This is a genomic window from Luteibacter sp. PvP120 (assembly GCF_054055715.1).
Genome location: NZ_JBSRXP010000006.1, coordinates 145973 through 167201 on the forward strand (window position 1 = coordinate 145973; position 21229 = coordinate 167201).

General features: G+C 64.1%; 18 protein-coding genes. 7 read left to right on the plus strand and 11 right to left on the minus strand.

The window, feature by feature from the left end:
• The 4 genes from ACVKN3_RS13525 to ACVKN3_RS13540 form a co-directional block, all read right to left on the minus strand.
• Window positions 1-1371, minus strand: a complete 1371-nt coding sequence (locus ACVKN3_RS13525; RefSeq protein WP_354514656.1) for a pyridoxal-phosphate dependent enzyme — start codon at window positions 1369-1371, stop codon at window positions 1-3.
• Window positions 1372-1573: 202 nt separating this feature from the next.
• Window positions 1574-1801, minus strand: a complete 228-nt coding sequence (locus ACVKN3_RS13530) for a YdcH family protein (RefSeq protein WP_285405854.1) — start codon at window positions 1799-1801, stop codon at window positions 1574-1576.
• 199 nt (window positions 1802-2000) lie between these two features.
• Window positions 2001-2651, minus strand: coding sequence for a DUF4398 domain-containing protein (locus tag ACVKN3_RS13535; protein WP_285405855.1), 651 nt, complete (start codon window positions 2649-2651; stop codon window positions 2001-2003).
• Window positions 2651-3208 (minus strand): DUF4398 domain-containing protein, encoded by a 558-nt coding sequence (locus ACVKN3_RS13540; protein ID WP_285405856.1) that lies wholly within the window; start codon window positions 3206-3208, stop codon window positions 2651-2653. The genes ACVKN3_RS13535 and ACVKN3_RS13540 overlap by 1 nt, the downstream gene beginning before the upstream one ends.
• A gap of 95 nt (window positions 3209-3303) precedes the next feature.
• Here ACVKN3_RS13540 and ACVKN3_RS13545 point away from each other — a divergent pair, with 95 nt between their 5' ends.
• Window positions 3304-4413, plus strand: a complete 1110-nt coding sequence (locus ACVKN3_RS13545; RefSeq protein ID WP_285405857.1) for a PilT/PilU family type 4a pilus ATPase — start codon at window positions 3304-3306, stop codon at window positions 4411-4413.
• Between the two features lie 115 nt (window positions 4414-4528).
• Here ACVKN3_RS13545 and maiA read toward each other — a convergent pair whose 3' ends face one another.
• Entirely contained in the window at window positions 4529-5182 is a 654-nt protein-coding gene (maiA, locus tag ACVKN3_RS13550) for a maleylacetoacetate isomerase (protein WP_354514659.1), read from the minus strand.
• Between the two features lie 113 nt (window positions 5183-5295).
• On the opposite strand from maiA, the gene ACVKN3_RS13555 reads away from it, so the two are divergent.
• From ACVKN3_RS13555 to ACVKN3_RS13575, 5 genes are all read left to right on the plus strand, one after another.
• Window positions 5296-6477, plus strand: coding sequence for a phosphoglycerate kinase (locus ACVKN3_RS13555; protein WP_354514661.1), 1182 nt, complete (start codon window positions 5296-5298; stop codon window positions 6475-6477).
• Entirely contained in the window at window positions 6477-7127 is a 651-nt protein-coding gene (locus ACVKN3_RS13560; protein WP_354514663.1) for an HAD hydrolase-like protein, read from the plus strand. The genes ACVKN3_RS13555 and ACVKN3_RS13560 overlap by 1 nt, the downstream gene beginning before the upstream one ends.
• Window positions 7128-7200: 73 nt before the next feature.
• Entirely contained in the window at window positions 7201-8145 is a 945-nt protein-coding gene (locus ACVKN3_RS13565; protein WP_354514665.1) for a glycosyltransferase family 2 protein, read from the plus strand.
• On the plus strand, window positions 8142-9776 hold the full coding sequence (locus ACVKN3_RS13570; protein ID WP_354514667.1) for a hypothetical protein: 1635 nt from the start codon (window positions 8142-8144) through the stop codon (window positions 9774-9776). The genes ACVKN3_RS13565 and ACVKN3_RS13570 overlap by 4 nt, the downstream gene beginning before the upstream one ends.
• Window positions 9777-10661: 885 nt before the next feature.
• Window positions 10662-11213 (plus strand): hypothetical protein, encoded by a 552-nt coding sequence (locus tag ACVKN3_RS13575; RefSeq protein ID WP_354514669.1) that lies wholly within the window; start codon window positions 10662-10664, stop codon window positions 11211-11213.
• 157 nt (window positions 11214-11370) lie between these two features.
• Here the strand turns inward: ACVKN3_RS13575 and ACVKN3_RS13580 are convergent, their stop codons facing one another.
• Both ACVKN3_RS13580 and tkt read right to left on the minus strand, forming a co-directional pair.
• Entirely contained in the window at window positions 11371-12495 is a 1125-nt protein-coding gene (locus tag ACVKN3_RS13580) for an acyltransferase family protein (protein ID WP_354514930.1), read from the minus strand.
• Between the two features lie 107 nt (window positions 12496-12602).
• Window positions 12603-14615 carry a transketolase gene (gene tkt, locus ACVKN3_RS13585; protein ID WP_354514671.1) on the minus strand — a complete coding sequence of 671 codons (2013 nt, stop codon included), beginning with the start codon at window positions 14613-14615 and terminating at the stop codon, window positions 12603-12605.
• Between the two features lie 223 nt (window positions 14616-14838).
• Between tkt and ACVKN3_RS13590 the strand changes: the two genes are divergently transcribed.
• Window positions 14839-15573 carry an outer membrane protein gene (locus ACVKN3_RS13590; protein WP_285405864.1) on the plus strand — a complete coding sequence of 245 codons (735 nt, stop codon included), beginning with the start codon at window positions 14839-14841 and terminating at the stop codon, window positions 15571-15573.
• A gap of 77 nt (window positions 15574-15650) precedes the next feature.
• Here ACVKN3_RS13590 and ACVKN3_RS13595 read toward each other — a convergent pair whose 3' ends face one another.
• The 4 genes from ACVKN3_RS13595 to pyk form a co-directional block, all read right to left on the minus strand.
• On the minus strand, window positions 15651-17891 hold the full coding sequence (locus tag ACVKN3_RS13595) for a ricin-type beta-trefoil lectin domain protein (RefSeq protein WP_354514673.1): 2241 nt from the start codon (window positions 17889-17891) through the stop codon (window positions 15651-15653).
• 193 nt (window positions 17892-18084) lie between these two features.
• Window positions 18085-19110 carry a class I fructose-bisphosphate aldolase gene (locus ACVKN3_RS13600; protein ID WP_354514675.1) on the minus strand — a complete coding sequence of 342 codons (1026 nt, stop codon included), beginning with the start codon at window positions 19108-19110 and terminating at the stop codon, window positions 18085-18087.
• 106 nt (window positions 19111-19216) lie between these two features.
• Complete coding sequence (locus ACVKN3_RS13605) at window positions 19217-19663, minus strand: energy transducer TonB (protein ID WP_354514677.1); 447 nt, start codon at window positions 19661-19663, stop codon at window positions 19217-19219.
• An 86-nt stretch (window positions 19664-19749) separates the two neighbouring features.
• Entirely contained in the window at window positions 19750-21219 is a 1470-nt protein-coding gene (gene pyk, locus ACVKN3_RS13610) for a pyruvate kinase (RefSeq protein WP_354514679.1), read from the minus strand.
• Window positions 21220-21229 lie beyond the last annotated feature (10 nt).

Below are 21229 nucleotides of genomic sequence, written 5' to 3' on the forward strand. Positions count from 1 at the left end.
TTAGTTGACTTTGCGACGCAGGTAATTGAGCAGGTCGATCCGCGTGATGAGGCCGAGGAACTGCTCCCCGTCGACGACGATGGCGACATGACCTTTCTCGAACACGGGCAGGAGCGCCTCGATCGGCTCCCTGACCTGGAGCATTTCGGGCGACGCCATCATCGCGGTGGACACCGGGTCGCGGAACTTCGATTCGTCCGCATGCACGTGCAGCAGGACGTCGGATTCGTCGAGGATGCCGACGATGCGATCGCCCTGCATCACCGGCAGCTGCGACACGTCGTACAGCTTCATGCGGTTGTACGCCGTAATCAGCATGTCGTCGGGCTTGATCACCACCGTGTCGCGCTGTGCGTAAGGACGCAGGATCAGGTCGCGCAGGTCACCGTAGCGCTCGCGCTCGAGGAACCCGTTGTCCAGCATCCAGTAGTCGTTGTACATCTTCGACAGGTACTTGTTGCCGGTATCGCAGACCAGCGTGACCACCCGCTTGGGCGTGGCCTGTTCGCGGCAGTACTTCAGCGCCGCGGCCAGCAGCGTGCCGGTGGACGAGCCGCCCAGCACGCCTTCCTTCGACAGCAACTCGCGCGCGGCGAGGAAGCTTTCCTTGTCGGTGATGGCGAAGGCCTTCTCCACGAGCGAGAAGTCGCTGATCGAGGGGAGGAAATCCTCGCCGATACCTTCGACCATCCAGCTGCCGGACTTCTCCGAGAGGATGCCCTCGTTGATGTATTGCGCCAGGATGGAGCCGACCGGATCGGCCAGGATGATCCGCGTCTTCGGCGAGTGCTCCTTGAGGTAGGCAGTGAGCCCGCTCACGGTGCCCGAGGACCCACAGCCCACCACGATCGCATCCACGTCGCCACCCATCTGCTCCAGGATCTCAGGACCGGTAGTCTGCGTGTGCGCCAAGGGATTGTCGGGGTTGCCGAACTGGTTGATGAAGTAGGCACCCGGGGTTTCGCGCGCAATGCGCTCGGCCATGTCCTGGTAGTACTCGGGGTGGCCCTTGGCGACATCGGAACGGGTCAGCACCACCTCAGCGCCCATCGCCTTGAGGTTGAAGATCTTCTCGCGGCTCATCTTGTCCGGCACCACCAGGACCAGCCGGTAGCCCTTCTGCTGGGCGACCAGCGCCAGGCCCAGGCCGGTGTTGCCCGCCGTACCTTCCACCAGGGTGTCGCCCGGCTTGATCTTCCCGGCGCGTTCGGCGCCTTCGATCATCGACATGCCGATGCGATCCTTGACCGAACCACCGGGATTCGCACTCTCGAGCTTGAGGAACAGCTCGCACGGACCTGCGTCCAGGCGCTGGGCGCGCACCATCGGGGTGTGACCGATCAGGTCGAGGACGCTGTCATGAACAGTCATTGGAACTCCATCGTGTTTTTGCGGCGTGGCCCCTTCGACCTCGCCCTCTGGGCGCCCATCATAAAGGGTGAGCCGGTGAACCGATGCCCGGCCGATCGGCCGACCCGTAATGGCGTAGTACAACCCGGGCGCGACGACCCGGTCGATGGAACGAAAACGGGCGCCTTGCGGCGCCCGTCGGTCGATGGAGCCGGGTCAGGGCTCAGTGTGGAGACCGTTGCCAGCTATCCCACATTCGTTGGAGCTTTTCCTTGGCCTGCAGCTTTTCTTTCTTGAGGCCCGCCAGGCTGGCGTCATCGATAGGCAGACAGCCGATGTTGGCGTCATGCAACTTGGTATCGAGTTCCTGGTGGTGATAGAAGAGACGACGGGTTTCCGCGTTGGCGTGGATGAACTTCTCGACGTCGTCACGCTGCTGGTTTTCGAACATTGCAAACTCCTCGCGGTGGGATCGGCCCGCAGCGCGGGCCGGTCGTGAGGGGAGCCATGCGGTCGCTGCGTTGCACGGCTCCGGCAGGACCGCCACCGTGTTTTTCCGGTGACGGGATACCGAAGCTACTCCGCTCACCGGAGCCGTGCAAGGGCGATTTTTCTCACATTACACGCCTAAAAACGCATAAAAACGCGATTTAGTTGCCGTTCGACTTTTTGGGCTTCTTCGGGGTCGGTGCGGGCGCACCGCCATCGGAGGAGTTCATGTCGCGCATGGCACGTGCGGCCGCCTCGGCCAGTGCGGCCTGCTTCTTGGCCGCGTTGGCCACCTTGGCCTGCGCCGCGGCGACCTGCCTGGCCTTGTCACCCTCGGCCTTGGCCTGGTCCAGCGCCTGGGAATATTCCACGCCCTGCTGCTGCAGGCGGGCGGCCTCTTCCTGGATCATCTGGTTCTGGGCGCGCTGCTGCTCGAGCTGGCGGCGGGCCATCTCGGCATCCAGCCGGCTCGCCTCCAGCAGGATGGCGTCGTGCTCACGGTCGAGCTGGGCGCTCTTGGCCTGGGCATCCTGGTACTGGGCCATGGCCTTGGCGATATCCACGCGGCGCTCGGCCACGTAGAGGTAATGGGCGTGTTCCTTGTCCTTGGGACGGAACTGGCCCATCTGGTTGATGGCCTCGCGGGCGCGCGCCTGCTCGGCCTGCGCGTAGCTGCCCAGCACGGGGTCGGAGGAGAGCTGGTCCAGGCTGGAATTGAGACGACGGATGTCCAGGTCGTCCGTGGCGGCCATGGCGCTGCCGGCCGCGAGCGCGAAGGCAAGGGCCGAGGTAAGGAGGGTGGAACGCTTCATCACTGGCCTCCCTGGGGGTTGGACGGCTGGATCTGGCTGCCGGACGGATCGTTCAGCGGCTGGGTCTGCCCCCCCACGGGCGGCGGGGTGGTGTTCGTGGGCTCGGGCAGCACCGATTCCGACTCCTGCACATTGGACGGGATGGGCACCGTGTCGTTGGCATGGTTGTCGATCATCTCGACACGCATGCGTGAGTTTTCCTTGCTCTTGGTCGTGTTCTGGGCACGGGCGGCTCCCAGGCGGGCCTTGGCACGGGCCAGTTCGCTGTCCGCACGCGACTCGTCGGCGAGCACGGCCGCCTCGTCGTATTTACGGCTGGCCATGGCGGCCTGCGCCTGGCGGAACTTGCTCTGGGCGTAGTCCAGGTCCACCGGCGCGTAATCGGCCGCCCCGGCATCCCGGGCGGCCTGCAACTGGGCCAGTGCCTGGTTCATCGAGCCATCGGGCGGAGGGACACTGGCACAGCCGGCGATCGTCATGACTGCCAGGCCGAGAGCGGCCAGGGCAAGGAGTCGGCGGCCCTTGGAAAGGGCTTTCGACGGCAAGTTGTGCACCATCACTCGTTCCTCTTACAGATTTGCGAGATATTGTCGATATATATAGGGTCAGGGGCTGACCTCGACTCGATTGTAATGAACGTCCGGGGGTTTAGGTGGATATCGGTTATTTCCTGAAGCTGATGGTGGACAAGGGCGCGTCGGATATGTTCCTGACGACGGGTGCCCCGGTGAACATCAAGGTGGAAGGCAAGCTCTACCCGTTGGGCAACACCGGCCTGCCCGCGGGCATGGTGAAGAAGATCGCCTACTCGCTCATGGACGAGGGCCAGGTGCCCCAGTTCGAGCGCGACCTGGAACTGAACATGGCCCTGGCCGTGAAGGAAGCCGGGCGCTTCCGCATCAACGTGTTCAAGCAGCGCGGCGAGATCGGCATGGTCATCCGTGCCATCAAGAGCGAGATCCCCTCGCTGGAAGAGCTGCAGCTGCCCACCATCTTCCGTGAGCTGATCATGGAGCCGCGCGGCCTCATCCTGGTCGTGGGGGCCACGGGCTCGGGCAAGTCCACCACCCTGGCGGCCATGCTCGACCACCGCAACAACAACAGTTCGGGCCACATCCTCACCATCGAGGACCCGATCGAATACCTGCACCGGCACAAGCGGTCCATCGTGAACCAGCGCGAGGTGGGTCTCGACACCCACAGCTACCACGAGGCCTTGAAGAACGCGATGCGCGAGGCGCCGGACGTCATCATGATCGGTGAGATCCGCGATACCGAGACCATGGAAGCGGCCATCTCGTTCTCCGAGACCGGCCACCTGTGCCTCGCCACGCTGCATTCGAACAACGCCGACCAGACCCTGGAGCGCATCCTCAACTTCTTCCCGGAAGCCGCGCACAAGAACGTCCTGATGAACCTGGCCCTGAACCTGCGCGCGGTGATCAGCCAGCGCCTGGTGATCGGCAAGGACGGCCGCCGCATGCCGGCCACCGAGGTACTCCTCAACACGCCGCTGATCCGCGACATGATCCGCCGCGGCCAGATCCACGAGGTGAAGGACGCCATGGACCGCAGCCTGCAGGAAGGCATGCAGACCTTCGACCAGTCGCTCTATCGCCTCTACAAGGAAGACAAGATCACGCTGGAGGAATGCCTGAACAAGGCGGATTCCCGCGATGGCCTGGCGTTGAAGATCCGCCTGTCCGAGGGGGCGACCGGCAACGAGTTCGCTTCCAGCGATCCTTATGGGATTGGGGTCTAGGCCGGAGCTTGCGGCACGGCCGGATCGCGCACATCGTGCGCTCCTACAACGGGCCGCCTCCGTAGGAGCGCACGATGTGCGCGATCCCGCGGTAGGAGCCCACGATGTGGGCGAATCAGGTCACCGGAGCGTCAGTCTGCACCTCAGGCGCCGCCTTCTGAAAGGCCTCCAGCCCCTGGCAGGCTTGCACCACCCGGCGAATCGTCGGATACGGCGCCATATCCACGCCCCAGCGCAAGGCGTTGTAGTGCTGCGGCACCAGGCAGCAATCCGCCAGGGTCGGTGAGTCACCGTAGCTGAATGTCCCCGCGTCGCCTTCGGCCAGCAAGGCTTCCAACCCACTGAATCCATGCGCGATCCAGCGGCGCGACCACGCCTCCTTTGCCGCCTGGTCCGCACCGAACTCCGCTTCGATGGCCTTGAGCACCCGCAGGTTGCCCAGCGGATGGATATCCGTACCCACCGCCTGCATCAGTTCGCGCACCTTCGCCCTGCCCTGCGCATCCGCCGGCATCAGGGCCGGATCCGGGCGGGTCTCGTCCAGGTATTCCAGGATCGCCATGGACTGGCGCAGCGTGCGATCGCCGTCCACCAGCGTCGGCAGCTGGGCCTGCGGCGACAGCTCGCGGTAGGCAGGCTTCAGGTGCTCGCCGCCGTCCTGGACGAGGTGCACCGGCCGCGATTCATAGGCCAGGCCCTTGAGCTGGAGGGCGATGCGGACGCGATACGCGGCACTGGAGCGCCAGTACGTGTACAGAACAAGGGCCATGGCGGGGGCTTCCGGTCGGGGATGGGGGCATTCTAGCCCGCCGCCGTTTGCGCCCATCCACCCTGGACGCGGACAATGGGGAATTCTTCTCGACCCCCAGCTGGAGACCCATCGTGTCCGTCATCCGCATGCAAGACCTCGACCTCAAGGGCAAGCGAGTCCTCATCCGCGAAGACCTGAACGTGCCCGTCGAGAACGGCAGGATCACCTCCACCCAGCGCCTGGACGCCTCGCTGCCCACCATCGTGGCCGCACGCGACGCCGGCGCCCGGGTCATGGTCATCTCGCATCTGGGCCGGCCGAAGGAAGGCGCGTTCGACGAAGCCTCCTCGCTCAAGCCGGTAGCCGCGTGGCTCGGCGAGAAGCTCGGCACCGACGTGCGCCTCGTGCGTGACTACCTGGGCGGCGTGGATGTGGCCGAAGGCGAGGTCGTCGTGCTGGAGAACTGCCGCATGAACGTCGGCGAGGGCAAGGACGACGAATCCCTGTCGAAGCAGTACGCCGCCCTGTGCGACATTTTCGTCATGGATGCCTTCGGCACCGCACATCGCGCGCAGGCGTCGACCCACGGCGTGATCCGCTTCGCGCCCATTGCCGCTGCCGGCCCTCTGCTGGCCAGGGAGCTGGACGCGCTGGGTAAAGCCCTGAAAGACCCGCAGAAGCCGCTGCTGGCGATCGTCGCCGGCTCCAAGGTATCGACCAAGCTCGAACTGCTGCAGAACCTGGTGGGCCGCGTGGAACAGCTGATCGTGGGCGGTGGCATCGCCAATACGTTCATCCTGGCCGCGGGGCACAAGGTCGGCAAATCGCTGGTCGAGGCCGACCTGCTGGATACGGCGAAGAAGATCATGGCCGACGCCAAGGCGCGCGGCGCCGAAGTACCGGTGCCGACCGATGTCGTGGTGGCCACGGCGTTCGCCGCCGACGCCAAGGCCACGGTGAAGCCCGTGGACCAGGTGGCCGACGACGAGATGATTCTCGATATCGGCCCGGACACCGCTAAGCGTTACGCCGAGCTCATCGCCAAGGCCGGCACCGTGGTCTGGAACGGTCCGGTCGGCGTGTTCGAATTCGACGCCTTCGGCAAGGGCACCGAGACGCTGGCGCGCGCCATCGCCGCGTCCAGCGCGTTCTCCATCGCCGGTGGCGGCGATACCCTCGCTGCCGTCGACAAGTACGGCATCGAAGACGGCGTGTCGTACATCTCGACCGGCGGCGGCGCCTTCCTCGAATTCCTCGAAGGCAAGGAACTGCCGGCCGTAGCCGCCCTAGAGGCGCGGGCGGACGCGAACTGATGCTGATCCTTTTCGACCTGGACGGCACGCTCATCGACTCCCAGATCGGCATCTTCGCCGGCGTTCGCCATGCCATGGCGAGCGTCGGCGCCGAGGCACCGGATGACGATGCGCTGCGCGCCTGGATCGGGCCCCCTCTGCGGGTGAGCTTCGGCCCACTCCTGGACCATGACAGCGAGCGCGTCGAAAAAGCCGTGGAGGCGTACTCGCAACGCTTCCACGACATCGGCTGGTCCGAACACACCGTGTATCCCGGCATTCCGGAACTGATCGCCGCCCTGGTCGGCGCCGGCCACCGACTCGCCGTGGTCACCAGCAAGGTGCGTCCACACGCCGAACCCATCGTCGACCACCTGCCCTTCGGCGAGGCGTTCGAGAAGGTATACGCACCCGACCCGTCCTCGGCGAAGAGCGAGAAGGCAGAAATGATCAGCGCCGCGGTGCTCGATTTCGGAAAAGGCGTCGACGACGTGCTGATGGTCGGCGACCGTCATTTCGATATCGACGGCGCCGTAGCCAACGGCGTGCGCGGCATCGGCGTGCTCTGGGGCTTTGGGGATCATGCGGAGCTGGAAAAGGCCGGTGCCTGGAAGGTCGTCGAAAAGCCGATGGATATCGCGGCGCTGGCAGGCGCGAGCGTTGCCGGCTAACACGTAACATTGGCATTCACTCTGGACGGAGAGAGGCGGCCTCTCTCCGGAACCTTTTCTGGAGCTCGTTCTCATGGCAGACAAGCCGCTCATCGTCGTCCTCGTGCCCTGTTTCAACGAAGCGGTGGCGATCCCGTCGGTTATCGAAGGGTTTCGTGAAAGCCTTCCCGACGCGCGCATCGTCGTGTTCGACAACAATTCCACCGATGGCACCGCCGACATAGCGCGACTCGCAGGTGCCGATGTCCGACACGAGCGGCAGCAAGGCAAGGGAAACGTCGTCCGCCGCATGTTCGCCACGATCGAGGCGGACGTTTACATCATGGTGGACGGCGACGCCACGTACGATGCCAGCGCCGCCCCTGAATTGGTACGCCGCCTCCGCGAGGACCGTCTGGACCTGGTGGTAGGGGCGCGCGTCACCGCCGAAAATGCGGCCTACCGCAGCGGGCACCGTTTCGGTAACTGGGCTCTGACGAGCCTCACCAGCTGGATTTTTGGTCAGACTTTCGATGACATGCTGTCCGGCTATCGAGTTATGTCGCGCCGATACGTCAAATCATTCCCCGCCCATGCCCGTGGCTTCGATACCGAAGTCGAGCTGGCCGTGCATGCCCTGGAACTTCGTCTTCCGGCAAGCGAGGTGGAGACGCGTTACTTCAGCCGCCCCGAGGGATCGCATAGCAAGCTGAGCACGTACCGGGACGGGTGGCGCATCCTCAAGACGATCGTGCGCCTTGCGAAAAACGGAAAGCCACTGGCATTTTTCACCGCTGGTGCGACTTTATGTGCCTTCCTAGCGGTCGGCCTGGCCATACCGCTATTTCGCACCTACCTCGAGACAGGACTTGTTCCCCGCTTTCCCACAGCCATACTCAGCGCCTCGCTCGTTCTACTTGGCGGCATTTTCATGGTCTGCGGGCTGGTTCTCGACACCGTCACGCTCGGCCGGCGAGAGCAGCGTTACTCGGCGTACCTGGCGCAATCCCCGCACGCCCAGCGCGAGGAGTCACTATGAGCCCACGCCTTGCACGCTGGCTGGGCAGCCCGCTGGTGCTGCCCGTCCTGCTCGTCCTGGGTGCGATGTTATCGGTATCACGCGGGCAGGACGCCGCCTGGGATCTGAAGAACTATCACATCTATAACGCGTGGGCGTTTCTTCATCACCGGCTGACGATCGACATCGCCGCAGCCGGTCTGCAGAGCTATTTCAATCCCCTACCCGACGTACCCTACTACTGGCTCGGATCAGGCGTGCTTGACCATAGCCCTCGCCTCCTGGCCGCGTTCCAGGGGCTTTGGTACGGTGCCCTCGTCTTCGTCCTGCTGCGAATCGTCCTGCGTCACGAGGCTTCGCAGGGTCGCGCACCTGGATGGATGGCACTGATCGCACTCACGATCGGCGCAACCGGCAGCATGACATGGAGCCAAGCAGGTCTGTCGACGAACGAGGTTCCGCTGGCGCTACTCGTCCTTTCCGGTTATCTGCTGGCCATGCCGCTTCCCGGATCGGGCAACGTCGACTGGAAACGCGCGGCGTTCGCAGGGTTGCTGTGTGGGCTCGCGGCAGGATTGAAACCTACCGCCATCGTCTATGCCCCCGCACTGGCCTTCGCTGTGTGGGCCGCATCCGGGTTCGCACGACGTGCACTCGGGCTGGCTGTGCTGCTTGGCCTGGCAAGCGTCATCGGCTTCGCGATCACTTACGGCGCCTGGGGCCTGGCGCTTGCGCGGCTCACCGGGAACCCGATTTTCCCGATGTTCAACCAGGTATTCCATTCGCCCTGGATGCCTGCGGAAAGCGGGACCGACAAGCAGTTCATGCCGCATTCGATAGTCCAGGCGATCTTCTACCCGTTCTGGTGGCTGCGAAACAACACGACACAGGGTGGAAATTCCTTTGCCGACTGGCGCTACGCGCTGGCGATGCTCGCAATGCTCGCCTACGGGCTCGTCGCGATGCGAAGCCGCGGCAACCCGCGGAATCCTGGCAACACCCTCCTCATTACGTTCGTCGGCGTTGGATACGTCCTCTGGCTGGGGCTGTACTCCATCTTGCGCTACGCCATTCCGATAGAGGCCCTGAGCGGACTCGTCATGGTGACCGCGGTGCGTGCTTGCATGGACGCTTTTCCGACGTTACGTGCGAGCCGCTGGCCCACCGGCGTTGCCGTCGCCCTGTTGGTCCTGATCCTCGGCACGACACGATATACCGACTGGGGACACGCCCCGTTCGGCAAGACGTCGTTCGATATCGACGTACCGACTATTCCGGCTGGCAGCCTGGTCATTCTCGCCTCGCAGCCGCACGCCTACCTCGCGGCGTTTACCAGCAGGGCGGATACGACACGCTTTGTTGGAGTGACCTGGTTGAACGCCAAGGCATCGGGGTTCGAACTGGACCAGCGCGCCAAGTTGGCCATTGTCGAGCATCAGGGCCCCCGCTACGTCATCACGCGTGACAGCGCCGAGGGCGACATGGCCCTGCTTCGCACTTACCTGCCGACGATGACGGTCGATGCGTGCCAGCAGATTCGTAGCCAAATCGAGCAGACGCGACGCAGGAGGGATCTTTCGGATGGGCTTCGCATTTGCAGGATCAGCAGCTTGGAAACTGGAAAAAGCCAAGCAGCGCCTGGCTCCGAGTGAACAAGGACATAGGTACAAGCTGTCTGCAGCGGGGCTTCGTCGATCGCGGGAACCTGACCGGCGCATCGAGGCCATTGAAACCCTGATGGAACTCGTGGCGTTGGCCGGCGCCAGTAATCAGCTAAATCGCCGAACGGTGTAGGACACGATGTCCGCGGAACAGCGCCCTGCCCACGCTATTCGACGATGTCTCAAAACCGATCTGCGGGACATCACTGATTTCCCCTGTTCGCCAAGCTAGCTAGTTTCGCGAGACGACGATCACCCAAGCGTCCTCTCAGGAGCTTTCCATGCCGCCTCGCCCGATAGTGTTCAGCGTTCTGACGAGCATTGTCTCGTTCCCTTCCCCCTGTCTCGCCGATGGTGTTGTAACGACATTTGCCAGGTTACCCATCGAAAACCTGTCCACGCACTCGCCATCACGCCCCTTGCCGACCGTCCGGCGTCCAGACGCAGCCTCGGCAAGGGAGCTCACTCGGCAATCCATCGCCGGCGCATTCCGGGCGCCGCGCCGCTATAGCGCCGCCACCGAGTGGGCTACACGTGCCGCCGTGCTTGCGCTCGAGGCCACAGGACACGTTACGGGGACCGGGCGTGACGACACCGGAGAGATTGGCAAGGTGCCGCGGCGAGCAACGTCGCCCTCGGATCCACCGTTCGCGGGCCTTAGCGGACGTATTCGTTGATCGCGAAACGGACGTAGCATGAGGCGATGTCATCCGCCAACTCATCGCCCTGCGATAAGCACCCCTGTCGTAGAGAGCATAGGAAGGACTCGTCCTGACATAGAACACCGATAGAACCGGTATTCCGGTGTACCTACCTTGGGAGATGCCGCCGATTGAGCGGCCTTATCAGGGATAACGCGTAGTCATGATTAGATACATGCGTACCAAATCGTTCGCCGTTGTTGCCACTGTCGCTATCGCTTGGTCTGGTGGTGCGAGCGCACGGATACTGATGCCCGGGGAATATCTGTCCAGCGGAGAAGTCATGTATTCGGAAGATGGGCACTACCTTGCCACCATGCAGCCCGATGGCAATTTCGTCGTTTACAAGAATGAGACACCGCTACGACTGATCTGGTCCACCGGAACAACGGGGCGAGGCGCGGTGACGGCCAACATGCAGTTCGATGGAAACTTTGTTTTGTACGATGGAGTGGGCCACGCCGTCTGGGATACGCGAAGCTGGGGACGCGACAGAGTCTTTACCGTGACGGAGTTCGGACAGGCGATGATCATGGCACCTGGCAAGGTCAGGCGGCATCAGCCTGGGCCTGGAACCAATCTTTGGGCGAAATTGCGGTTCAAGCCCGTATGGATTGCAAAGCAATACGACCGGGTTCCCGGCCGCCTTGGCGACGGTCCGTACTGCATTGGAGATCCGCATGCCTGCGGCCGTAAGCTTCACGGAGGGCTCTATCAAGGGCGGTGATAAAAAAAGAGGCCCTTCATTCAGGGGCCTCTTCATATCGTGCTTTGCGACTTACTTGGTAACGCGCTTTTCGCCGCGTTTGATTTGGAAGCCACAGGACACGCCACAAGAATCGAGCATGACGACACCGGAGACGTCGGCAAGCTGCCGCCCCGAGCTATATCCCAACGGATTCCTCCCGCGGCGTGGTGTATTTCACCCTCATGCCAAGGAACGGCTTTTCGACCGCATAGTACGAAAGTGCCGAGACAGCCAACACGATGGGAAGCACGACCACCAGCGTGGTGACCAGTACATCGAACTTGAGAACGCCGGTCGGGCGGAGGAACCACCCGTTGGCGCCGATGACGATCAGGATCGACACATGCAGCAGATAGGTGCTGTAGCTGACCTCCCCGATGCGCGACAGGCCACGGGAAAGCAGCCGCGGTATCCGCTTCGCCACGGGTACGTAGGCACAGATGAACATCGCCCAGACCAGCCCCTCGATGGTCGGCCACACGCCCTTCCAGCTTGCGACCGACGGCCAACCGCCGAGTGCATGGAAACCGTAGATCACGGCGAGGACGACCAGCACGCTGGGCACGAAAAACCACCCAAACCGTGCGGCGAGCGCCGGCCTGTCGACGCACAGCTTGGCCGCCATCATGCCGATGAGAAACTGGTCGATACGACCTACGCTGGTCCAATAGGAAATATCGCGAATGTTCGCGCCTTGGTACGTCATGCCGTACCTGATCAGGATGGCGAACGCGATCAGTGCGAGGAGTGGCCGGACGCCCCGCGTTTCCAGCATGCGCATCAGGAAGGGGAAGATGAGGTAGAACTGGAACTCGACGCCGACCGCCCAGAACAGCGATCCCACCACTCCCATCGACTGCACCGCCGGCATGTAGCCGGTCGGCAGGATCACGAGCACGAGGGACTGCAGGGTCAGCTGCGGATTGGTTGCCAGCACGACGACCACCAGCAACAGGTAGAGCGGGTAGATCCTGAGGATGCGATTGCGCACGAAGCTGCGGTAGTCGACGTGCTTGCCGATGGCGCTTCGCGTGAAAAGAAAGCCGCTCAGGACGATGAAAAGTCCCACCGCCGTGTGGCCTTCGAGCAACAGCGCAAACAGCGGATTGTGCGTAAGCACCCTGTCGGATTCCTGGAACCCACTGCCGTGGGTCATGAATCCGCTCATGTGCTGGAACGAGTGGTAACAAAGGATCAGTACCGCGGCAAAGGCGCGAATATGATCGAAGGCGGGCTCGTAGGGCTGATTTCGGCTCTGCATGGCCAATTCTTGCATGAGCCGTGAGAAATTACCTCAGTCGGCCGTTTCGCCATCCAACCAAGAAAAAGCCCCCTTGCGGAGGCTTTTCTCGACCAGGCAATGTCGCCTTACTTGGTGACGCGCTTCACCGCATCCACCACCGCCGTGGTGGTGATGCCGAAGTGCTCGTACAGCTTGTCGATCGGGCCGGAGGCACCGAAGGTGGTCATGCCCACCGTCGTGCCGTCCAGGCCGACGTACTTGCCCCAGAAGTCGACGCTGGCGGCCTCGACCGCCACGCGGGCACGGCACCACGAGGGCAGCACGCCTTCACGGTATTCGGCCGGCTGGGCATCGAATTCCTCGGTGCACGGCATGGACACGACGCGCACGGGGATGCCCTGATCGCCCAGCGCCTGTGCGGCCTCGACGGCCAGGCCGACTTCCGAGCCCGTAGCGATGATGATCGCCTTGAACTTGTCCGCCGATTCCCAGAGCACGTAGCCGCCCTTGGCGATGTTGGCCACCTGCTCTTCCGTACGCGGGTTGTGCTTGAGGTTCTGCCGCGAAAAGATCAGGCACGAGGGGTTGCCCTTGCGCTCGATGGCCTGCTGCCACGACACCGCCGACTCCACGGCATCGGCCGGGCGCCACACGCGGTTGTTCGGGATCAGGCGCAGCGAGCCCAGGTGCTCCACCGGCTGGTGGGTCGGGCCGTCTTCGCCCAGGCCGATCGAATCGTGCGTGTAGACATGGATGGCGTGGGCCGGGATCAGGCACGACATGCGCACGGCATTGCGCGCGTAGTCGGAGAACACCAGGAACGTGGCGTCGTACGGCACGAAGCCGCCATGCAGGGCGATGCCGTTGGAAATGGCCGACATGCCGAACTCGCGCACGCCGTAATGGATGTAATTGCCCTGCTCACCGCCGTCGGCGATGTTCTTCGAGCCCTTCCAGATGGTCAGGTTGGACGGCGCCAGGTCGGCGGAGCCGCCGATCAGTTCAGGCAGCAGCGGGCCGAAGGCGTCCAGCGCCATCTGCGACGCCTTGCGCGAGGCGACCACGGGGCCCTCGGCCTGCAGCTTGGCGATGTAGGCGTCGGAATCCTTCTTCCAGTTGCCCGGCAGCTCACCCGAGGTGCGGCGCTTGAACTCGGCGGCCAGTTCCGGGAAGGCCTTGGCGTAGGCATCGAACTTCTCGTTCCAGGCTTTTTCGCTCTGCGCGCCGGTGTCCTTGGCAGACCACGAATCGTAGATGTCCTGCGGAATCTCGAACGGGCCGTAGTTCCAGCCCAGGCGCTCGCGCGTCAGCTTGACCTCGTCCGCGCCCAGGGCCGCGCCGTGCGAGGACTCCTTGCCTTCCTTATTAGGCGAACCGAAGCCGATCACGGTCTTGCAGATGATCAGCGAGGGCTTCTCGTGCTGCGACGTCGCCGCAGCGATGGCCTTCTTGATGGCCTCGCCGTCGTGGCCGTCGACCGGCTTGTCGTCATCGCCCACCACGACGTTCCAGCCGTAAGCGCGGAAGCGCTCGGCGGTGTTGTCGGTGAACCAGTCATGCACTTCGCCGTCGATCGAGATGCCGTTGTCGTCGTAGATCGCGACCAGCTTGCCGAGCTTCAGCGTGCCGGCCAGCGAGCAAACCTCGTGCGAGATGCCTTCCATGAGGCAGCCGTCGCCGGCGAACACGAAGGTGTGGTGGTCGACGATGTCATGACCGGGGCGATTGAAGCGCGCGGCGAGGACTTCCTCCGCGATCGCGAAGCCCACGGCGTTCGCGAGGCCCTGGCCGAGTGGACCGGTGGTGGTCTCCACGCCGGGCGTATGGTGGTATTCCGGGTGACCCGCGGTGCGGTAACCGAGCTGACGGAAGTGCTTTAGGTCCTCGATGCCGAGGTCGTAGCCAGTCAGGTGCAGCAGGGCGTACTGCAGCATGGAGCCGTGGCCGTTGGACAGGACGAAGCGGTCGCGGTTGGGCCAGTGCGGGTTGGTCGGGTTGTGGTGGAGGAAGTCGCCCCACAAGACCTCGGCGATGTCGGCCATGCCCATGGGCATGCCCGGATGGCCCGAATTGGCGGCTTGGACACCGTCCATGGCCAGGGCGCGGATCGCGTTTGCGCGTTCGCGGCGTGTCGTCATCGGCATTCTCCAGTTAGCAAGGGCGGACAAACGGTGATTGTCGCGCATCGGGCATGAGCTTGTCGTGGACGTTCATGCCACGGCAGGGAAGTTAACCAAGCCTTAATGTTTTAACACCGGTTTCTGAATTTCTTCAGGTACGAAGGCCTCTAATAGCCACAAGCCGTCGTCGCCCCCTCCCCACACACGACGATGGTCGCCCCGACAATAAGAGGAATACCCCATGAAAAAGGCAGCTCTTGCCCTTGCAGTTTCTTGCGCTTCGTTCGCAGCCATTCCGGCTTTCGCACAGGATTCCAACACCGCCGTCAGCGGTAACTACCAGCCCAGCCAGTCCGTGGGCAGCGGCAACTGGTTCATCGCCGCTCAGGCTGGCCGTACCAACGGCAGCGACAACGGTGGCTTCGGTGACGGCAACAACGGCGGCTTCAACTTCCTCAAGGGGAACAAGGACCGTCGCACGGGTTACGGCCTGCTGGGCGGTTACCGCTGGAAGGTCGGCCCGGATCTGGGTCTCGGTCTTGAAGCCGGTTATGCCGATCTGGGCAACTACCGCGTGAAGAACGTCTTCGAGAACGGCCAGGACGTCGACCAGAAGGGCACGCGCAACGCGCTGCGCGGCTGGATGGTCGGTGTGAACGGCAAGATCAACCTCGTGCAGGGCTGGTACCTCAGCGCGCACGGCGGTTACTTCCGCGCCAACGACAACAACCAGAACTACAACAACAGCGTCAGCGAAGACCTCGGCTTCTCGAGCGGCGGCAGCGCCTCCCGTGGTAGCTGGTACGGCGGTGTCGGTACCGGTTGGGACATCAACGAGCACTTCAGCGTGGGTGCGGCGTATGACTACTTCCACGCCGACGCAGGCAAGGTGCGTAACAACGCCACGGGTGAAGTCTCCCGCGGTATCAAGCGCTCCACGGGCATCGTTTCGCTTGCCGGTGAATACCGCTTCTAAGCACCTGTTCCAGATATAGATCCACGTAAAACAAAGGAGCCGCGACGTCGCCGTCGCGGCTCCTTTTCTTTTATCCATCAGTTGGGCTGGTATTCCCAACGCTGGTGGTCGTTGCCCAGGCAGGCGTACAGCTGCAGGCGCGAGCCGTTGTTCTGGCCGCCCGACGGGTCGTCGAGGCAGAGATTGCTCTGCGTGCCGCGGACTTCGCCGCGGATGCGCCATTTCTGGTTGGGCTGGGCATTGCACTGCCACATGCGGATGACGGTTCCGTTCGCGGTGCCGCCATCGGCCGCCTCCAGACAGTTGCCGCCGTAACCCACGATGCTTCCGTTCGGGCCAAGCTTCCACTTCTGGTTGTCCGTGTGCGTGCAATCCCAAAGCTGCACGCGGGTACCGCTGGCGGTTCCATACCCCTGTACGTCGAGGCAGCGCCCCGTGTCACTAACCAACTCACCAACGGAGGGATCGAAAGTGAAGCGCTGATTCGACGTACCACCGTCGTCGTACAACTGGAACAGCGAACCGTTGGCCGTGCCGAATCCGATGGAGTCGACCACACGGCCGCCGTTGGTAACCAGCGAAGCATGGGTGAACGTCCAGGCCTGATTGGTCGTGGACGATTCGCTCCACAACTGCAAAGGGGTGCCATTGCTCGTGCCATAGCCTGCGGCATCAAGCACCATCGATGTGCCGAGGCTATATATGGCACGGGTATCGGCCTGCGAACCCCACTGCTGCTGCCGCAACCCGTTGCAGGCCCACATCTGCATGGGAGCGCCGTTATTGGTGCTGCCGTTGGACACATCGAGGCAGCGACCCGTGCCATTCGCCAGGGTCAACTGGCCGGGCGCATTCGAGGTCGGATCGGCGACCACGGTCGCGCGGAAATTCATGGCGGTCACCATGGTCTCGCGGAACGTGCGCGCCACGTCCGCAGCATTGGCCACACCGCAGGGCAGGCCCTTGCAGGTGGACACATCGGGCGTCGAGTACATGAGCTCGGCTTCCTGGCCGCTCTGGCCGTACGACATGATGTCGTAGAAGTTGGCGCTGTCGTTCCGGTAGCCGTACGAGTACGGATACAGCGCGCCGGTCGAGTTGGTCTGCGTGTTGTGCTGCGCACCGAGGTTGTGGCCCATTTCGTGGGCCAGCGAGGTGTCCGGGCAATAGGAATAGCTGCCGCCGCCCAGGTCGATGCTGCCGTCACCGACGACCGAGAAGGTCTGGTCGCGGCCATTGGTGTTGTAGGGGGCCTGCGGGATATAGGCCAGGCCGCAGCCGTTCTGGCCCGAGGCATAGCGACGCATGAAGGACACCAGGTCGGCACCGTACTGCTTGCGGGCGGCACGCACGGCCGCCAGCGGCGAGGACGCCGAGGTCGAGGCCAGGTCGCTCAGCGCCGTGCCGTTGTCCGTATTGTCCGCGTAGTTCACTTCCAGGCTACCGACCAGGCGGAACGAGGCGGTGGTGACGCCCGAGTTGGCCAGGCCGCGGTTGGCCACGTCGATCAGGTTGGTCAGGCGCGTCGTCACCGCCGAGGCGCTGCCCAGGTACGCGCGATAGCCGCTGGAGTAGCCGATCAGGACGTCGACGGGCGCCGCGGTCGACGAGGAGGCCGCGGCCGTGACGGGTGCCTGCGATCCGGTCGTCTCGGCGGCCTCGTCGGCCGCCTTGACCACCGTATCGCCACCGGCACGAATGCCTTGCTGCAGCTGGCTGAAAGGCGCGCTGCTCACGTAGGTCTTGCCGCCGAGCGTGGCGATGCGCAATTGCTGCCCGTTCGACGACGGCAACACGCCGTAGGTGGCATCGGGACCGAAGGTGATCACGGCGTCCTGGCCCGTCGTACCGCCGTCCTTGCGGCCGACCCAGGTCCAGTTCCCGTCCTCGTGGGTGATGTGCCTGTCGTAGTCCAGGGCGACCTGCGAGCCGTCCGGCGCAGTGAACGCGAGGTGGCCCGACAAGGCGGAGGCGAGCACCTGATCCACGTCGATATCGACCGGATAGTAGGTGTACGGCCCTTCCCGGCGGGGCGTCTCCGTCGCCGAATACGAGAACAGCTCGCCCGTCGGCGCGGTCGCATTGGCGGACGACGTCATGGCCGAGCCGGCGGCGCCGGGGGCGGCGTTCGCAGCCAGGGGACGAAGCGGTGTCGATACGATGGGCGCTACGACGGAAGCGGCTGCGGCCGGTGACGCGGAAGCGATGGGGGGACGACTACCGGGATCGGTCGCGCCTGACGCCTGCCAAACCATGACTCCGGCCAGTGCCAGGGTACCCATGACCACCGCCCAGGCGGTCCCTTTCTTACGATTCATCGAGCCGTTCTCCGCTGCCGCTGGATCGGGCTTCAAGGAAGAAGACCCGCCGTCCCCAGACTGGGGACTGCCACATATACGGCAAGGAACTGAACAAAGTTGCCGAATATGTGGATTCCATCAGTTAACGGCGGTACCCCCAAAAAAAAGAGGCGCCCCGGAGGGCGCCTCTTCTCGTTCGTTCAGGATCGGGTTAGGCGTGCTTCTTCCAGCGACCCAGCGCGGCCTCGCCGTTCTCCTTGGCGCGCTCCAGCACGATCTTCTGGGCGGCGGCCACGTTGCCCTTGATGTCCTTGGCCCACAGCGCGAGGGCTTCCGCCTGCATGGCACGGCCGTACGAGAAGCTCACCGGCCAGGGGTGCGGACCGAGCTTGTTGATCTCGTTGAGGTTTTCGGTGGCCTGGGTGTCTTCCTGGCCGCCGGAGAGGAACACGATGCCCGGTAGCGTCGCCGGCACCGTGGTCTTGAGGACGCGGACGGTGGCATCGGCCACGTCCTCGGCATCGACCTGGCTTTCTTCCGGGGCGTTCTTGCCCGGGATCACCATGCTGATCTTGAGGATGGTGCCTTCGAGCATGACATTCTGCTCGTAGAGGGCGTTGAACAGGCTGCGCAGCACGGCTTCGTGCACTTCGTAGCTGACCTCGAGGTCGTGCGTGCTGTCGGCGCCATCCATGACCACTTCCGGCTCGACCATCGGCACGATGCCGGCTTCCTGGCACAGGGCCGCATAACGGGCCAGCGCGTGGACGTTGGCCTCGATGGCCGTGGAGCTCGGGTTGTCGTCGGTGATGTTGATCACGGCGCGCCACTTGGCGAACTGGGCGCCGAGCTGGGCGTATTCCTTCAGGCGCTCGCGCAGACCATCCAGGCCTTCGGTGATCACGTCGCCCGGAAAACCGGCCAGCGGCACCGGGCCCCTGTCGACCTTGATGCCCGGGATGATGCCGTTCTTCTTCATGACCTCGGTGAACGGCACGCCGTCCTTGGTCTTCTGGCGGATCGTCTCGTCGAAAAGAATGGCGCCGGAGATATGGTCGCCCAGGTTGGGCGTCGTGAGCAGCAGCTCGCGGTAGGCGCGCCGGTTTTCCTCGGTGTTCTCGATGCCGACGCTGTCGAAACGCTTCTTGATGGTGTTGGTCGACTCGTCGATGGCGATGATGCCCTTGCCCGGGGCGACCATCGCTTGCGCGATCTGTTCGAGGTTTTCGATGCTCATGACAACTCCATGATGGTAGTGGTATGCCCCTTTTTCAGGGGCGAAGCGATGACTGAAACCGGCGGAGTATAGGGCCGCGCGCCGCGAATGCCGTTGTGCGCTGCGATCAACTGGTCTGGTCGTAACCCGGCAGCTTGCACTTGGCCAGGAGGGCAGCCTTGGCGGCGGGGTCTTCCGGAAGGTTGAACCCGGTGACGTAGTAGGTCTGCACGGGCACGGCCGTGCCGTTCTGGCTGCCCTTCACATAGACCAGCTGCTTGACGATGCTGACGCCGACCTGGCCGAGGTCACCCTGGGGTTCGACCTTCTCGATCCTTGCATTCTGCGTGCGACCGTCCGAGCCGATCATGTAGCTGACGGCGACGCAGGTCGGCTGGTTGAGGTTCTTGCCGGTGTTCGGCACATCGGGGCTGACGGACTTGTTGGTGAGGTACCAGTAGCCGGTCAGTCGCTCCGGAGCGACGCGGCGGAGGTTCTGCGCCTGGGCGGTGCCCGCGGCCAGGAGGAGGACGGCGGCGGCAATGGCGCCGGTGCGGGAGGAGATACGGATCATGACGCCCTCGGTAGGTAACCAGGGCGTCGAGTTTAACCCCGCGGACGCATGCGCTGCGTATGAGGCATGCGTCCGCGGCGGGTCGATCAGAGGTCGCGCAGGCTGTCGGCGATGCCGTCGTCGCCGACGACCAGCAGCTTCAGGGTGTTGGTGCCACCGCCGCGGCCGATGTGGTCGCCGTGGGTCAGAATGACGCGGTCGCCCTTCGCCAGCTTGCCCAGCGCGAACAGGTGCTGGAGCGCGGCACGGGCGGTGTGTGCGGGATCGAGGTTGCCCTGTTCGAAGTCCACCGGCTGCACGTCGCGCAGCATCAGCATGCGGCGGCGGGCCATGTCCGAGGGAGACATCGCATAGATCGGCACCGCGAAGCGATAGCGCGACAACCACTGCGCGGTGGCACCGGACTCGGTCAGCGCCACGATGGCGCGGACGCCCACCTGGGCGGCGAGCGACATGGCGGCCAGCGCGATGGCCTGGTCGCTGCGATCCAGCGACTGCACGTCCGGGCGCAGGTCGCCGCGCGGCTCGAACTGGCGCTCGGCACCCAGGCAGATGCGGCGCATGGCGGCCACGGCCTTGTCCGGGTGGGCGCCGGCGGCGGTCTCTTCCGAGAGCATGACGGCGTCGGTGCCGTCGATCACCGCGTTGGCCACGTCCAGCACCTCGGCGCGGGTGGGGATGGGCGCGCGCACCATCGACTGCAGCATCTGCGTGGCGGTGATCACCGAGCGGTTGCGCTGCACGGACTCGCGGATGATCTTCTTCTGCAGACCGGGAAGTTCGGCATCGCCGATTTCCACGCCCAGGTCGCCACGGGCCACCATGACCACGTCGGAGGCATCGATGATCTCGCCCAGCACGGGGATGGCGTCGGCGCGCTCGATCTTGGAAACGATGGCGGCATCGCCACCGGCTTCACGCATGAGACGGCGGGCCTCATGGAGATCGTCGGCGCAGCGCACGAACGACACGGCGAGGAAATCGGCGCCCATCTCGGCGGCCAGCTTGATGTCGTTGCGATCCTTGTCGGACAGAGCGGAGACGCTGAGGCCGCCGCCCTGGCGATTCAGGCCCTTGCGCGCGGACAGACGACCGCCGATGACGACGCGGGTGCGGATTTCGGAACCCGAAATTTCCAGTACCGACAAGGCGATAAGGCCATCGTCCAGCAGCAGCACGTCGCCCGGCACCACGTCGCGGGGCAGGTCGTAATAGCTCACGCCCACATGGGTCTGGGTACCGGCCGGCGCGTCCGGACGGCAATCGAGCGTGAAGCTGTCACCGGCCAGGAGGTCGATCGGGCCGTCGGCGAACTTCTCGATGCGGATCTTCGGGCCCTGCAGATCAGCCAGGATGCCGACTTCGCGGCCGACCTTCTCGGCGGCGGCGCGCACGGCGGCGGCGCGGGCGCGGTGGTCGTCCGGCACGCCATGGGACAGGTTGAGGCGGACGATGTCCACGCCCTCTTCGAGGATTTTCTCAAGCATGCCCGGCGCGTCGGTGGCGGGACCGAGGGTGGCGACAATCTTGGTGCGGCGAACCTGGATATCGGTCATTACGTATCTA